This window comes from Paraburkholderia caledonica (genome assembly GCF_000383275.1).
In the GTDB taxonomy this organism is placed as follows: domain Bacteria; phylum Pseudomonadota; class Gammaproteobacteria; order Burkholderiales; family Burkholderiaceae; genus Paraburkholderia; species Paraburkholderia caledonica.
In genome coordinates this window covers 43,979-59,625 of record NZ_KB911050.1, presented here as the reverse complement: position 1 = coordinate 59,625, position 15,647 = coordinate 43,979, and the positions used below count along the sequence as shown (strand labels likewise).

10 protein-coding genes are annotated in these 15,647 nt (G+C 63.5%); 3 read left to right on the top strand and 7 right to left on the bottom strand.

Annotated features, from left to right (window positions below):
* Positions 1-24: 24 nt before the first annotated feature.
* The 4 genes from glgB to H281_RS0131085 all read right to left on the bottom strand — a co-directional run bounded on the left by glgB (position 25) and on the right by H281_RS0131085 (position 10,276).
* Positions 25-2,235: a 1,4-alpha-glucan branching protein GlgB gene (gene glgB, locus H281_RS0131100; protein ID WP_020071037.1), complete on the bottom strand. Its 2,211-nt coding sequence runs from the start codon at positions 2,233-2,235 to the stop codon at positions 25-27.
* On the bottom strand, positions 2,228-5,689 hold the full coding sequence (gene treS, locus H281_RS0131095; protein ID WP_020071036.1) for a maltose alpha-D-glucosyltransferase: 3,462 nt from the start codon (positions 5,687-5,689) through the stop codon (positions 2,228-2,230). The genes glgB and treS overlap by 8 nt, the downstream gene beginning before the upstream one ends.
* The gene (locus H281_RS36220) at positions 5,686-9,138 is read right to left on the bottom strand and encodes a maltotransferase domain-containing protein (RefSeq protein WP_020071035.1); all 3,453 of its coding nucleotides are present in this window, start codon (positions 9,136-9,138) and stop codon (positions 5,686-5,688) included. Before H281_RS36220 ends, treS begins: the two co-directional genes overlap by 4 nt.
* 475 nt (positions 9,139-9,613) lie before the next feature.
* Positions 9,614-10,276 (bottom strand): DUF1345 domain-containing protein, encoded by a 663-nt coding sequence (locus H281_RS0131085; RefSeq protein WP_020071034.1) that lies wholly within the window; start codon positions 10,274-10,276, stop codon positions 9,614-9,616.
* Positions 10,277-10,673: 397 nt separating this feature from the next.
* Here H281_RS0131085 and H281_RS0131080 point away from each other — a divergent pair, with 397 nt between their 5' ends.
* On the top strand, positions 10,674-11,411 hold the full coding sequence (locus tag H281_RS0131080) for a metallophosphoesterase (RefSeq protein WP_020071033.1): 738 nt from the start codon (positions 10,674-10,676) through the stop codon (positions 11,409-11,411).
* A gap of 34 nt (positions 11,412-11,445) precedes the next feature.
* Here H281_RS0131080 and H281_RS0131075 read toward each other — a convergent pair whose 3' ends face one another.
* The 3 genes from H281_RS0131075 to H281_RS0131060 all read right to left on the bottom strand — a co-directional run bounded on the left by H281_RS0131075 (position 11,446) and on the right by H281_RS0131060 (position 14,156).
* Positions 11,446-12,147, bottom strand: coding sequence for an RES family NAD+ phosphorylase (locus tag H281_RS0131075; protein ID WP_020071032.1), 702 nt, complete (start codon positions 12,145-12,147; stop codon positions 11,446-11,448).
* Entirely contained in the window at positions 12,144-12,581 is a 438-nt protein-coding gene (locus H281_RS0131070) for an MbcA/ParS/Xre antitoxin family protein (protein WP_020071031.1), read from the bottom strand. The genes H281_RS0131075 and H281_RS0131070 overlap by 4 nt, the downstream gene beginning before the upstream one ends.
* Positions 12,582-13,304: 723 nt before the next feature.
* Positions 13,305-14,156, bottom strand: a complete 852-nt coding sequence (locus H281_RS0131060) for a LysR family transcriptional regulator (RefSeq protein WP_020071029.1) — start codon at positions 14,154-14,156, stop codon at positions 13,305-13,307.
* Positions 14,157-14,254: 98 nt separating this feature from the next.
* On the opposite strand from H281_RS0131060, the gene H281_RS0131055 reads away from it, so the two are divergent.
* Together H281_RS0131055 and H281_RS0131050 are read left to right on the top strand one after the other, a co-directional pair.
* Positions 14,255-14,638 (top strand): tautomerase family protein, encoded by a 384-nt coding sequence (locus H281_RS0131055; RefSeq protein WP_020071028.1) that lies wholly within the window; start codon positions 14,255-14,257, stop codon positions 14,636-14,638.
* 154 nt (positions 14,639-14,792) lie between these two features.
* Complete coding sequence (locus H281_RS0131050; RefSeq protein ID WP_020071027.1) at positions 14,793-15,629, top strand: TOBE domain-containing protein; 837 nt, start codon at positions 14,793-14,795, stop codon at positions 15,627-15,629.
* Positions 15,630-15,647: the final 18 nt, after the last annotated feature.

Below are 15,647 nucleotides of genomic sequence, written 5' to 3'. Positions count from 1 at the left end.
ACCCGGTTCCCTGTCAGTCTCCGCTCAATCGGCTCGCAGCACGATCGTCGCTAGCGGCGGCAAGGTCAGGGAGGCCGAATGCGGCCAGCCGTGGCTCTGAATCGCCTCGGTATGAATAAGACCGCCGTTGCCCATATTCGAGCCGCCGTACACGCCTGCATCCGTATTGAGCACTTCCGACCAGCGTCCTTCGCGCGGCATGCCGACGCGGTAGCCGACGCGCGGCACCGGCGTCATGTTGCACACCACGACCAGTTCGCGGCCCGCCCCGTCCGTGCGGCGATACGCGAACACGCTGTTGGCGCTGTCGTCGCCCACCAGCCAGTCGAAGCCGCCTGGCTCGCTGTCGAGCAGATGCAGCGCCGGTTCGTGGCTGTACAAACGGTTCAGGTCGCGCACCAGCCACTGCACGCCATGGTGATGAGCGTCGTCGAGAAGATGCCAGTGCGGGGACGCGTCATGATTGAATTCCGCGATCTGACCGAATTCACCGCCCATGAAAAGCAGCTTCTTGCCAGGGTGCGTCCACATGAAGCCGAAATACGCGCGCAGATTGGCGAACTTCTGCCACGTGTCGCCGGGCATCTTGCCGAGCAGCGAGCCTTTGCCGTGCACCACTTCATCGTGCGAGAGCGGCAGCACGAAGCGCTCGGAATACGCGTAGACCATGCCGAACGTCATGTTGTGATGGTGGTACTGCCGATAGACGGGATCTTCCTGCATGTAGTGCAGGGTGTCGTGCATCCAGCCCATGTTCCATTTGAAGTTGAAACCCAGGCCGCCGTCTTCGACGCGCGCCGTCACGCCTGGCCAGGCGGTAGATTCCTCGGCGATGGTGATCGCGCCGGGCACGCCTGGCACGTAACCTACCTCATGATTGAGGCGCTTCAGAAACGCGATCGATTCGAGGTTTTCCCGCCCGCCGTAAATATTCGGCACCCACTCGTCGGCGGCGCGCGAATAGTCGCGGTAAAGCATCGACGCAACGGCGTCCACGCGCAGGCCGTCCACGTGATAGCGCTTCAGCCACGCGAGGCCCGAGGCCACCAGGAACGCGCTCACCTCGTTGCGGCCGAGGTTGTAAATCATCGTGTTCCAGTCCTGGTGATAGCCCTCGCGCGGGTCGGCATGTTCGTAGAGCGGTGTGCCGTCGAACTCGACGAGGCCGTGCGCGTCGTTCGGGAAATGCGCGGGCACCCAGTCGAGAATCACACCGAGTCCGGCCTCGTGCGCCTTGTTGACGAAGGCGGCGAACTGCTCCGGTTTGCCGAAGCGCGCGGACGGCGCAAACTGCCCAAGCGGCTGATAGCCCCACGATCCGCCGAACGGATGCTCCGCGACCGGCATGAACTCCACGTGCGTGAATCCCATGGTCTTCACATAGGGAATCAGGCGCTCGGCGAGTTCTTCCCAATTCAGGCCGCGCTGACCTTCTTCGGCGATGCGCAACCACGATTCCGCATGCACCTCGTAAATGGAAATCGGCGAGCGCGGCGTCTGCTTTTCGCCGCGCGACTGGATCCATTCGTGGTCGCTCCACGGAAACTGTTCGATCTCGTCGACATGTGCGACGACCGAGGCCGTGCCTGGCGGCTTCTCGGTCTGCATTGCACAAGGGTCGGCCTTCAGCGGCAGCGGATGGCCGTCGCGTGCGAGCAGCTCGTATTTGTAGCGCGTGCCCGGCCCGACCCGCGGCACGAACAATTCCCACACGCCCGCCTGATGACGCAGGCGCATCGGATGGCGCCGGCCGTCCCACGCGTTGAAGTCGCCCACCACGGAGACGCGCCGCGCGTTCGGCGCCCAGACGGCAAAGCGCACGCCGGGCACGCCGTCCACTTCCATCGGACGCGAGCCGAGACATTCGAGCACGGCATAAGGATCCCCGCCCGCGAGACGCCCGAGCGGTTCATCGCCGAGAACGGGGCCGAACGAATACGTGTCCTCGATTTCCTGCTCCGTGCCATGCCAGTCGATACGCAGACGGTACGGCACCGCCGCGCTCACGCGACCCGCAAAAAGGCCCGGACGCAACTCCTGAAGTTCGCCGAGCAACGAGCCGTCGGCGCGCGAAATCACGCTGACGTGCGCCGCATTGGGCAACAGCGCGCGCACCACGGGACCACTGTCCGTGTGATGCAGGCCGAGCTGCGAGAAAGGATCGGGGTGACGCGCTTCGACGAGCGCATCCATATCGAGCGGCTGGAGGCCTGCGGCCGGATCGTGTTCACTCATAGTCGCCCTCGGCCGGATGAGGCGGTGTGGCGGCGTCTTGCGCCTGGGTTGACGAATCGTGCGACGTGGTTTTGTCGCCGAGCAAACGGCCTGCGAGCGCGGCTAGTCCGCGCACCGGCAAGCTGAGCCATGCCGGACGGTTGGCCGCTTCATAGCGGATTTCGTACGCGGCCTTCTCGATCAGGAACAGATCGAGTAGCGCCTGTTCCGCCTCCGGCGCGACAAGCGGCGTCGGTGCTTCGGCGGTGGCTGCGCGGTATTCCTTCAGGAATGTTTCCGTGGCTTGCACGCGGAAACGGTCGAACAGGGAACGTTTGCGATCCGCGGTCTGCTGCGGTGCGCTTTCCATCGTGGACTGCGCCGCGGCGCTCGCATACGACAACGAGCGCATCAGGCCGGCCACGTCGCGCAGCGGGCTCGACTTCTGCCGACGCTCTTCGAGCGAGCGCGCCGGCTCGCCCTCGAAGTCGATCAGATAGGCGTCGCCCTGTGCGACCAGCACCTGGCCCAGATGGAAGTCGCCGTGAATGCGAATCCGCTGCGCTTGCGTGTCGGGCGAAACCAGTTTGTTGACGGCCTCGACCAGCGCGGCACGCCGGTCGACCAGGCTTTTCGCGAGGGCTTTCGTCTCCGCATCGAGCATCTGTTCGACGCGCGGCGCGAGCAGGTCGAGCGCGCTCGCGAGCATCGACTGTGTGCCGTCGACCCATGCCTTCACTTGCTCGGCACTCGCCTGTTCGGGTGCAAACGCCGGGTCGTCGGTCGGCGAGGCGAGCGCGACGTGCAACTGTCCAAGGCGCCTGCCGATGATGCCGGCCAACGACGAGTAGCCTTCCAGCAGAAGAGTTTCGTTGCCGCGGTCGGGCGTCGATGACGCGTCGGTATCGACGGCGATCGCGAGTTCGTCCACCGAGCGGCGCAGATGATCGAGCGACCAGTTCCAGGCATCGCCCTGGTTGTCGACATAGCCTTGCAGAATCGCGAGCGTATGCGGCACGCCCTCGGGATCGACGCGCACCACTTCGCCAAAGAGCGGCGCGGTGTTCGCATAACCGAGCTGCGTCAGATAGCGGCTGATCTCCGCTTCCGGATGAATCCCGCTCACGAGGCGCCGCACCAGTTTCAGTACCGCAGCGTCTGCAATGATGAGCGAACTGTTGCTTTGCTCCGCCGCGAGCCACCGAATTTCCGGACGTTCGCCGAGATTTTCGAGTTCAGCGAAACGCTCCGTTGGAATGAACCTGATCTCGCTTTTCTGCACGGTCGGTATGACCGCGCGTTCGCGCAACTTGCGCATCACGCCGTGCGCGAAGATCGGCAACGCAAATGCGTCGGTCAGATGCCCGACGTTGCGGCCGCGCCGCACACGCGCCAACGCAAGTTGAAGGAACAGCGGTGTGGTCGTTTCGCCACCCCAGGTGATTGCGATCGGCACCACATAACGTTCGGTGTGATCGCCGACGTCCGCTTCAATCTCGGTGAAGGCGAAGCCTCCGTTGGGGATCGTGGTCAACGCGGCGAGCCGGACCGCATGCATCTTCTGATCCTTCGATGCAAACCAGCGCCGGCGGCTCAACCACGAAGGCAGCACTTCGGATTCGAGCAGCCGCACGTTTTCGGGTGTCGGACCGACCTGACCTTCGCGTATCACGATCGTGACGAATTCGGGCAACGGCTCGGGGTGCGCCTGCGACCAGGTCGGACGCTGGCCACCCGGACACAACATGAACCACAGGAAGCCGTACGGCGGGAACGTCAGCAGGTAAGTCAACTGGCCGATTGGGGGGAACACGGAATCGGCGGTCATTTCAATCGGCACCGAGCCGTTAAATTCCGACAGGTCGAGTTCCACCGCTTGTGGCGCGCGTGACAGATTCGCGACGCAAAGGATCGGCGGCTCGTTGGGCATCTCACGTAGATACGCGAGAATCTTGCGATTCTCCGGCTTCAGGAAGCGGATCGTGCCGCGTCCGAAAGTCTGTTTCGCGCGACGCGTGGCGAGCATACGCCGGGTCCAGTTGAGCAGCGAATGCGGATCGCGGCTTTGCGCTTCGACGTTGACCGCGTCGAAGCCGTAAAGCGAACCCATCACGGGCGGCAATACGAGTTGCTCAGGATCGGCGCGCGAAAAGCCGCCATTCCGGTCCGACGACCATTGCATCGGCGTGCGCACACCGTCGCGGTCGCCAAGGTGGATGTTGTCGCCCATGCCCAGTTCGTCGCCGTAATAGATAACGGGCGTGCCCGGCATGGACAACAGCAGCGAATTGATCAACTCGATGCGGCGGCGGTCGCGCTCCATCAGCGGCGCGAGGCGGCGGCGAATGCCGAGGTTAAGGCGCGCGCGGCGATCGCTCGCGTAGGTATTCCACAGGTAATCGCGCTCGGAATCCGTGACCATTTCGAGCGTCAGCTCGTCGTGATTGCGCAGGAAAATGGCCCACTGATTCGTTTCGGCAAGGTCCGGCGTTTGCCGCATGATGTCCGTGATCGGAAAGCGGTCCTCGCTCGCAATGGACATGTAGATGCGCGGCATCAGCGGGAAGTGGAACGCCATGTGGCATTCGTCTTCGTCGCCGAAATATTCCTTCACGTCTTCCGGCCACTGGTTCGCTTCGGCGAGCAGCATACGGTTCGGATATTCCGCGTCGATAGTCGCGCGAATCTTTTTCAGAATGGCATGCGTTTCCGGCAGGTTCTCGTTGTTCGTGCCTTCGCGTTCGACCAGATAGGGCACCGCGTCGAGCCGCAGCCCGTCGATACCCATGTCGAGCCAGAACCGCATGATCTGCAACACCTCGCGCAGCACGGCCGGGTTGTCGAAATTCAGATCGGGCTGGTGCGAGTAAAAGCGGTGCCAGTAGTAAGCGCCCGCGACCGGATCGTGCGTCCAGTTCGACGGCTCCGAGTCGATGAAAATAATCCGTGTTTCCTGATACTTCTGGTCGGTATCGGACCACACGTAGAAGTTGCGATGGTTCGAGCCCGGCTTTGCGCGGCGCGCGCGCTGAAACCACGGGTGCTGATCCGACGTGTGGTTGATCACGAGTTCGGTAATCACGCGGATGCCGCGCGCATGCGCCTCCTGAATGAAGCGCTTGACGTCCGAAAGCTGGCCGTAGTCAGGATGCACGTTGCGGTAATCGGCAATGTCGTATCCGTCGTCGCGACGCGGCGACGGATAGAACGGCAGCAGCCAGATCGCATTCACGCCGAGTTCGGCGATGTAATCGAGCTTGGCGATCAGGCCGGGAAAGTCGCCGACGCCGTCGTTGTTCGCATCGAAGAACGACTTGATGTGCACCTGGTAGATGATTGCGTCTTTGTACCAGAGCGGATCGTCGCTCAATGTCGCGGGCTTGCCGCGGCGGCGCGCGCGAGCTTTTGTTGCGGTGGCGGTTGCCGTGCTTGCCTGGGCTTCCGACGTGCCTTGTGAGGGATCGTCACGCTTCATATCGCACCTTCCGTCGGGGTAGGGTTGCCAGCGTCTGCGTGAAGGTCGCTGGTCGAATCGCTGTCGGCTTCATCGGGACGCTCTGCGGGCAGGCCGCCGAGCGGCGCAATGCGCCAGATAGAAAAGGGCTGGCCGGGGGCGAGCCGCACATGTTGCCAGCGGCCGTGCCATGTGAAACGCGCGCCTGTCATCTGATCGGTCACTTCGAGCGCGCCCTGATCGTGCAGATTCCAATTCTGGAATGTCTCCCACGACAATTCGATGTCCGCGCCCTGTTCGTTGAACGGGTCGAGATTGATGGCGACGACAATCACGTTGTCGCGCGTTTCGGTTGCCTTCTCGAAGAATAGAATGTTGTCGTTGTGCGCGGGCAGGAACGTGAGGCCGAGGTGCGTTTGCAGCGCGGGATTCGCGCGGCGAATGCGGTTCAGCGCGGCGATCTCCGCCGTGATGTTGCCGGGCCGGTTCCAGTCCCACGCGCGCAATTGATACTTCTCGGAATCGAGATATTCCTCGCTGTTCGGCAGCGCAGCCGCCTCGCAGAGTTCAAAGCCGCTATACACGCCCCACAAGCCGGCGAGCGTGGAAGCGAGCGCCGCACGAATCAGAAAGCCGGTGCGTCCCTGCGATTGCAGATGACGTGGGTTGATGTCCGGCGTATTCACGAAGAAGTTCGGCCGATAGAAGTCGCGTGCGCTGGTTTGCGTGAGGTCCGTCAGATACTCGATGAAATCGCGTTTCGACTCGCGCCACGTGAAATACGTGTACGACTGCGAGAAACCGATCTTGCCGAGCCGGTACATCATGCGCGGACGCGTGAATGCTTCGGCAAGGAAAATCGTGTCCGGATGCCGCGCACGCACGTCGCCGATCACCCATTCCCAGAAAGGCAGCGGCTTGGTGTGCGGGTTGTCGATGCGGAAGATATGCACGCCCGCGTCGATCCAGAACAGAAACACGTCGCGCAATGCGAGCCACAGGTCGGGCTTCGCGTCGTGCGCGTAGAAGTCGGGATTGACGATGTCCTGGTACTTCTTCGGCGGATTTTCCGCATATCGCAGCGTGCCGTCGGGACGCCACGCAAACCACGTGGGATGCTCCTTCAGCCACGGATGATCCGGCGAGCACTGCACCGCGAAGTCGAGCGCGATTTCGAGGCCATGCGCGTGCGCGGCGGCGAGCATCTTCTTGAAGTCGTCGAGCGTGCCCAGTTGCGGATGCACGGCGGTATGTCCGCCTTCTGCCGCGCCGATCGCATACGGACTGCCTACGTCGCCGGGCTGTGCGTTCAGCGTGTTGTTGCGGCCCTTGCGATTCGACACGCCGATTGGATGAATCGGCGGAAAGTACAGCACGTCGAAGCCCATGTCGCGAATGCGCGGCAGCTTGGTCGTGACATCGGCGAACGTGCCGTGGCGCGATTCGTCGTCGCTCATCGAGCGCGGGAAGATTTCGTACCAGCTTGCAAAGCGCGCGGCGGTGCGCTCGGCGTCGATCTTGTATGTCACTGGATCGCGACTCAGGAACGGACGATGCCGCGCGGCGGTCATCGCCTTCCTGGTGCCCGCATCCAGAAGCAGTTTGAGCTTCGTTTCGGCGTCGGCCTTGGTGAAATGCTCGACGATATTTTTGAGCGGTTCGATGACCGCACCTTCGGTCGTTTCGACTTCGGCCAGCACGAGCGCGAACAGATGCGCGGCTTCATCGAGTTCGGTCTCGACGGTTTGGCCCGCCTTCAACTTTTTCTCGACATGTTCGACGAGCGAAGCGAAGTCGTCGCGCCAGGCGATCACGGTGAATTCGTGACGTCCCATGCGATCGAGCGGAATGCGCGCCTTCCAGATGTCGAGACCCGCGGGCTGCGCCGGCGCCATCAGCACTTCGTGCCAGGTGTTCTCGTCGGCGGCACGCCACAGCACGGCGGCGGCGATCTTGTCGTGTCCTTCCGCAAAAATCGCGGCGCTGATTTCAGCGCGCTCACCCACGCTTCGTTTGGCGGGGAAGCGGCCATTGTCCACAGAAGGCGTCACGCTTTCGATCGCCACGCGCGGCGCGTTGATCGCTTCGATCACGGTCTTGCGACCGCTACGCTTGCTGTTGGGCTTGTCGATGGGCGGCGCAAGACAGATCGGCTTCTCCGCCACGGCCTGGAAGAGGCGCACGGCACCGGGTGCCAGCGCGAACGGCGTTAAAGCCGCAGGCGAGGCACGGCCTGGCGCATCGAGAGGGACGAAGCGCGTGAAATTGCCGGGCACGCTGGCGAGAAAACGCGCCGGATCGACGCGCACAGGCGCGCCGAGTTCCGGATTGATTGCGATGAGAACCGCCTCGGCGGCATCGCGCAGGTCGGGTTGGTCGGCGCGCAGCAGCACCGCGGCGGGTGCGCCAGGCCCGCTCAACGCGCGCAATTCCCCGTTCGCGTGCAGCGCTCTTGATGTGCGTGCAAGTTCATTGGCGCGCGTGATCTGCGGCGTCAGGTCGAATTTTTTCGCCTGGCAAGCCAGTGCGAATTGCGACGCGTCGCCTCGGGTTTGCGACATTGGTTCGCTCACGCCGTATTCGAAGCCCATCGGCATCAGCCAGCCGGTGCCGATGGCGGACGCCGCGTACAGCGCGCGGCGATACGCGCGTTCGACGATGCTCGAATCATGCGGGTCGCTCAACTCGGCGGCGAGGCGCGTGCCGTAAGGCGCTTCGGGAAACGCAATCGGTCCGCCGATGCGCGCGAGCACCGCATGCTCTTCCACCATCCAGCTCGCGCGATAGTCCCACCAGCGCACCGACGAGAACACGCTGTCGAAGCCCGCGCCCTGAAGACCGATCAGATCGCTGCGGGCAAGGCCTGGCGTTGCCGCGAGAAATCGCACGTCGGGATGCGCGGTGCGCACGGCGTCGCGCAAATGCCGCCAGACCTCGGCGGGTACGCGATGCGGAGAATCGAAGCGGAAACCGCCAATGCCGGCGTCGGCGAGTGCCAGCAGCTGCTGCGTCCACCAGTCGGCTAGCGCGGCACGCGTGCCGGCGTCGTTGAAGTTCGCGTAGGCGACGTTGTCCTCACGATGCACATGCCGTGGGTCTAGCCGCGCCTCTTCGGATTCCAGCGGATGGAACCAGTCCGCATGCTCCGCGTAGAGTGCGCCATCGGCGGCCACCCGGTCGATCACCAGATCGACCAGCAACGTGAGCCCTTGCTGACGCGCCCCGCCTGCGAGAGTGCGGATGGCGTCGACGGCCGGCTGTTCGGTTTCGAACACGGGATGCAGCCGCGCATGGTTGCCGACGACCTGCCCGTGGCTCGCCCGGCCCGGTTCGAAGAGGCTGCCGATCAACGCGTGATCGAAGCCCAGTGCGGCCGCGTGGGCGAACTGCGCGGGCCACGCGTCAAGCGGTCCAACCAGAAGTGAATGAAAAAAATAGATCCGCGGCGCGTACCCGTTTGGAGATTCCATCGGTCGTTTCCAGATTTGTCCTGCTGCGGTGTGGATGCAAGTGACATGCGATCACAGCGCTCATTGGGCTTCCAGAGCCGGAGGCCGCGCGGTCCGTAGACTGTGGCGCGTACTGGTCAATGTAGTGCAAAGATCGTCACGCCGCTGGCCAGTTACAGGTGCACAGACGCCAGGCGTCGGGGCGGGCCGGCCAGAACCGTCTGCGGAGGTCAGCAAGGCTTGTGCCACTGAATTGACGCGACGGGCAGTGTGGGGCGACGGAGTGCCCTTATGGGAAGGTGTGCGGCAACGAAGTCGGCGCGCCGCTGGAGAGGGCTGCGGGCACGTGTAAAACGGGCCGCAATGGTCCGCGTTTTACACGAGACCTGCGGTGGGACGGGCAAGCGCCGTCATTGGGAGCGGCACGCGCGACTCACGGCTCGGCGAGGCGCGCGCGTCGTATTGGTGCGTGCTCGCCTTCGAGCAGTGGCGAACCTCAGGAACCGAGAAGGCCCGCCGCGATGTTCACGCACAAGCCGAGCACGGCGACGTTGAAGTAGAACGACAAAACGGATTGTGCGAGCGCGGCCCGGCGAATGGGACGTGAGCGCAGCACGACATCCGAGGTTTGCGAGGCAACCGCGATCGTGAACGAGAAATAAAGTAGATCCCAATAGTTCGGCGTGAGCGAATGATCGGGAAACAGAAGGGGCGTCTCCTGTACGTCGGTATCGTAGTAGAGCCGGGCGTAGTGCTGGGTGAAGATGGTGGGAATCAGGAACCACGCGCCCATCAGCGTGAGGCCGGTCAGCGCGTAGTGCCATACCGTCGATGCACCCGCCGTGCCCTTCGCCGAGGCGAGTTCCAGCACGATCGCGGCAATGCTTGCAATGGTCGCCATGCAGATCACGAACAGTACGACGCCGGCGTTTTCGTCGTCACGGCGCGCGGAGTCGCGCACGCGGCCTGCATCGGCGGCGGCCATGTGCGCCCAGATCAGCACCAGGTAAGTCCACACCGTAGTGTCCCAACCGACCAGCACGCGGACCATCGGACGCATGTGTTGTGGCGTCAAGATGGCGACGACGACGCCGACCGCGAGAGCGATCAGCATGCGCGGACGATTGCGAAGCGTTTGCGGATAATATTTTATGAGCATGGAAGGGGAGCGGAAGGCGGGTGTGTCGCGGATTCTACTCGTCTGCGGGCGTCGATTGATGAACGGGGCGCGTCGCACTCACAGCCGCTTACAACGGCTTTGCGAGCGCCTTTCAGTCGAAGCCCGGATGCAAGCTCGCAGCACTGGTGTGCGCAACTTTCAGTGGCCGATCCGGGTCGGATTGCTGTTCGCGCGCGCGTGACAGCGGCTTGCGGGCAACATGAGTTGTCAAAACGCGAAGCCAGCAAGACCGCGCCCGCAAACAGGCTGTTTTCGGCAAACTCTGCCGCGTACGCGCGGGTTTTTGCGTGGTTTACTGTCAACTTTGCGCTTTCTCCTGCCGCGCTACGAGAGGCAGCGCTCATACGCATTGGAGATTGCGCATTATCATGAACGTATGGCTTCCGTACTCGACACCTCTGTTCAGCACCATTCGGCGAACCGGAGCGGCCGCGACTTCGTAGTCGGCGACTTGCACGGTTGTGTCGATGCGTTGCGCTATCTGCTGCGCCTCGTCTCGTTCGATCCTGCATGTGACCGGCTCTTTTCAGTCGGCGATCTGGTGGATCGCGGCGAGCATTCCGAACAGGCGTTGGCTCTGCTCGACAAGCCCTGGTTTTTCGCCGTGCTCGGCAATCACGAAGACGCGCTGTGCGCCGTCGCCGATGGCCGGTTGCGGCGGCAATGGTGGTACGGCATTGGCGGCGCGTGGGCAGCGAATCTGCCCGACGAGAGTTTGCGTCGCTATGCCGAGCGGCTGCGCACACTGCCGCTCGTGCGCGTGGTGGGCAGCGGCCCTGAACGTTTCAATGTTCTGCACGCCGAATTTTTCGGCACTGACGCCGAACTCGATGCCGGCAATTTCTCCGCGGACACGCGGCAGCAATTGCTGTGGGGACGTGATCTCGCGATGGGCAACGGCGATCCGCAGCGGCAGCGTGGTTTGTCGCTCACGTACTGCGGCCATACTCCGATGCGCGACATCAAGCAGGTCGGCGCGCAGGTGTTCATCGACACGGGCGCATTTGGCCCGGGCGGCAGGCTGACTATCGTCGAGCCGCGAGCGCTGCGGCGCTGGTCGATTTCAGTGGAAGAAGCGCGCGCCGAAGGCGCGGCGGCGCTGGCGTTGCCCTGACGAGGCGCTTATCGAGGCGCCCATCGAGGCGCTCTCAGCCGACCTGGTTGAGCTCGAACACCATATCCACGCTCGTGCCGTTCCAGTTGTATTCAAGATACGCCGCGTGGTGACAGTCGCGCAGCAGCGTTGTCCTGAATGCAGCGAGGCATTCGCCTTCAGTATCCCGCACCGATGGATACGCGATGCCCGGCGCTCCCGCCTCACGCACTGCACGGCCGAGCAATTGGCCGGCGAGGTAGTCGTCGGGAGAGAGCACTGCGAGATCGAGCTTCGGATCGCCGCGAAGGTCGACCACTTCCCCTTGGGCCACGACGGTATAGAGGCGCATTTGCTGACGCATTGGCGGCTCCGCGGTGGCCTCCAGAAATCTGGCCGTGTGATACCGCGTTTCGGCGATGGCCGTGACGCGCGAACGGGCGCAATAGAACACGCCGTAGGTGCCGTCGGAAAACCTGCTGCCTAGGGGATTCAGATGCGTGAGCGCGGCCATGATCGGTCCGTAGCCCGGCCCAAAACGGCGTTCTTCACGCGGCACGAGATCGAGTTCTCCGACCTCGGTGCGCAGACGGTCGTTGGTCATTGCTTCGAGCGCGTATAGCGCTTCGAAATCTTCCGGCGATGCGACCCGATCGAACAGATTGACGGCCGGAAAGCGAGTGGGAATCACGCGATACGCGGGCGACCAATCCAGAGGCGCGCTGCGCCAGCGGTCCTGCCAATGCGGTTCTGTCACGCCCAGCCGCCTCGCATTGCGTCGAGATACTGGCGCACGGCCACGAGGTCGCTGACATTGCCCGCCAGCATGCGGTCGAGCGCGCGACGGCCGCCAAACGGAGGTGCGCTGTTAGGGCGTTTGATCCAGGTGTCCGCTGTGCCCGGTTGCGGCAACAGGATTTGCAGCGCCTTGTAGATGCCGAGCAGCAACGACAGGCGTTCCAGCGTATCGCGACCGACGCGCGCCGTTTCCGGCGCCTGCTTCCACTTGAAGTAAGTGGAGCGGCCTGGCGAACCGAGCAGCATGATCTGCTCGTCGGCGCTCAGATCCCAGTCTTGCGCAATTCTGAAGAACGCGCGCAAACCCGCTGCAGACATTTCTGCAAACGATGGTTCCGAAGTCGGCCGATGCAGCGGTGCTTCGGGCTGGGTGGCGCGGGCGGCATGAGCCATGAGCGGGTAAGTCCTTATATGTACTTATTGCCTATGCTAGTCCAAATATGGATTTTTGCAAGGGAATATAATCCCGGCTCGTCACGAAAGTCGAAGATTCAGGAGATGCGGCAGATGTGGTTTCGAGCAGTAGCAACGGCGATCGCCGTGTGGTGTGCGTCTGGAGCGGCCATCGCGGCCGGTTATACAGAAGTGTGGAACCCGCCTGAGGCGAGCGCGCATGGCAAGCACGGCGCGGTTTCCGGGCAGTCTGTGCGAGGTGAAAAGAGCGCTTCAAAGTCGGCGACCGCGGCCGGTCACCTAGAAAATTCGACCGATCACGGCGCTAGCAAACGCGTGGCGGCCACGGGCGCCAACAAAGCCTCTCACACGGCGCAAGGTAAGTCGAAGCCGAAGGTAGCGGTCGCCGCCTCAGGGACGAAGGGCCGCGCCCAAGTGGCGCAGATGCAACCCGCTCAGTCGAAGGCAACGCACGCCGCTACGACCCAAGGTCACGCCGCTGGGGACGGCGCGATGAGCGACAACGGGAGCAAGCGAAGTGCGGCGAAAACATCGGCGGCGATCGCGCCTCATGCCTCCGCGTCCTCGCCAAATACCAGCGCTAATCAGACGGCAGCAACCGCGGACCCGGCAACGGCCCGCAGCGGTTCACTTCCGCCGATTTTGCACTGAGTCGGCCAACCGCTAATCGCCAACGCACCCACAACGCGTCCCTTAGCCAGCTCACCCGCTCGCCAGCCCGTTCGTCACGAGCCGCAGCGTTTCCTTCGAACGCTCGTCCCGCACGCGGGAGTGCAGCGTCACGCGAGACTCCGGCAGTCGCGGCAGCCCAAGCCGCCCGCCGACATCGATCAAACCGCGCGGCGCGACTCTGCGCGCAAGTGGCGACACCGCGAGCCCCGCAGCCACCGCCGCGCCGACAGCCGCGACGCCGCCACCGACGAACACCTCCTGCCACGCCACCGACGCCTCCGTCAGCGTACGCAGCGCGACATCGCGCACGTTGCACGGCGGGCTCAACAGCGCGAGCGCCAATGGCTCACCCATCCGCGGCAGCCATGCCGGCGTTGCCAGCCATTCGAGCGGCTCGCTGAACAACACCTGAGCGTCGTCGCGCGGCGGTTCGTCCGCGCCATACCGGATGATCACCGCATCAAGACGGCGTTCGTCGAAATGGGCGAGCAACGCAGCGGACGTACCCAGGTGCAGTTCGACCACGAGCCCCGGGTCGTGCGCGTTCAGTCGCGCCAGCAGTTGCGGCAGGTCGGGCCCCGCAACGTGTTCGCTCAGGCCGAGCGAGAGCCGCCGACGGTCCACTGACAGCGACCCCAGCGCCCGTTCATGCGCGGTCAACAGATCGCGGGCAGCGCTGAGAAACGCTTTGCCGTCGACGGAAAGACGCACCACGCGGGGCGTGCGCTCCAGCAACTGCTTGCCCAGATGCACTTCCAGGCGCTTGAGCTTGAGGCTGACCGCGGATTGCGTGGTGTCGAGCGCAGCGGCGGCGCGTGTGAAGCTGCACAGATCGGCGACAAGTACGAACGCACGGACGGCGTCCAGATCGAGGACTTTCATTTCGAGTGAATATAGATGAAATAGCCAGCAATATCTGTTCATTATGAACCTGCCGACCTAAGCTGTGTGCACGTATTCACACATTTGAGGAGTCAGTCATGCCGATTACCCGAATCGCTTTGCGCGCCGGCAAGCCCGCCGAATATCGGAAGGCAATTGCGGACAGCACCCAGCGGGCGCTCGTTGCCACATTCAACGTGCCAAAAGACGACATCTTCATGTTGATCACGGAGCACGAAGCGGACAACTTCGTGTACGACAACCAGTACCTGAATGTGCAGCGAACCGACGATCTCGTGATGATTCAGATAACGCTGAACAACACGCGCACGCTGGAGCAGAAGAAGGCGCTCTACAAGCGCATGGTCGATGAGTTGCATGAGTCGCCCGGGCTGAGGCGAGAGGATGTGCTGATCAACCTCGTCGAAGTCCTGAAGGAGAACTGGTCGTTCGGCAACGGGATCGCTCAATACGCGCTTTGAGCGGCGGCGCTCGCTTCAACCGGTGCGGTCCGGGCGGCGCGGCAGTTTCGCCGGGCGGCTTGCCTGGCACGCGCAGCCTTCAGCCTCCGAGGGGCGCAGCACCGGTCGCTATAATGATCCGCTGTTCCCGATCATTCACTGACCGCTCCTAGCCATGGCACCCGAGCTCAACGATCCGTCTCACGAACCGCTGGAAGTCGGCGGTTCGGTCTGGTTCCAGGCGGGCGCCAATACGCTCGGCGGCGCGTCGCGAATTGCGCTTCTCGCGGCGATCGGCGAAACCGGCTCCATCACCAGTGCGGCCAAGGCCGTCGGCATGAGCTACAAGGGCGCGTGGGACGCCGTCGATGCAATGAACAACCTCGCCGGCGAGCCGCTCGTCGTGCGTCTGACTGGCGGCAAGGGCGGCGGCGGCACCACGCTGACGCCGCGCGCACTCAAGCTCATCGAAACATTCCGCGCGGTCGAGCGCGAACATCGGCGCTTTCTCGAGCGGGCGGGCGCCGCAATCGAAGGTTTCGCGCCCGACTGGGATCTGATCGGCCGCATCGGTGTAAAAACGAGCGCACGCAATCAGCTGTACGGCACCGTGGCGCATATCGCGCGCGGCACGATCAACGACGAAGTCTCGCTCGCGCTCCCCGGCGGCCACACGATCGTCGCCGTCCTCACGCACGAAAGCACTGAATCGCTCGGCCTTGCAGTCGGCTCGGCGGCGTTCGCGTTGATCAAGGCGTCGTGGGTCGTGTTGCTAGTCGAACGGGAAAACAGCGCGCCGCTGAAGCTTTCTGCGCGCAACCAGCTGCGCGGCATCGTGCAAAGCGTGAAGCGGGGCGCGGTCAGTGCCGAGGTGTCGCTCATGCTCGAGGGCGGCGCGATCATCACAGCCGTGGTCACGAACGAGAGCGCCGAATCACTCGGTCTCGCACAAGGCGCGAGCGCCGTCGCGGCATTCAAGGCGTCCAGCGTGATACTCGGCGTGAAAGACTGAGGGCTCGTGCGAGAGAGG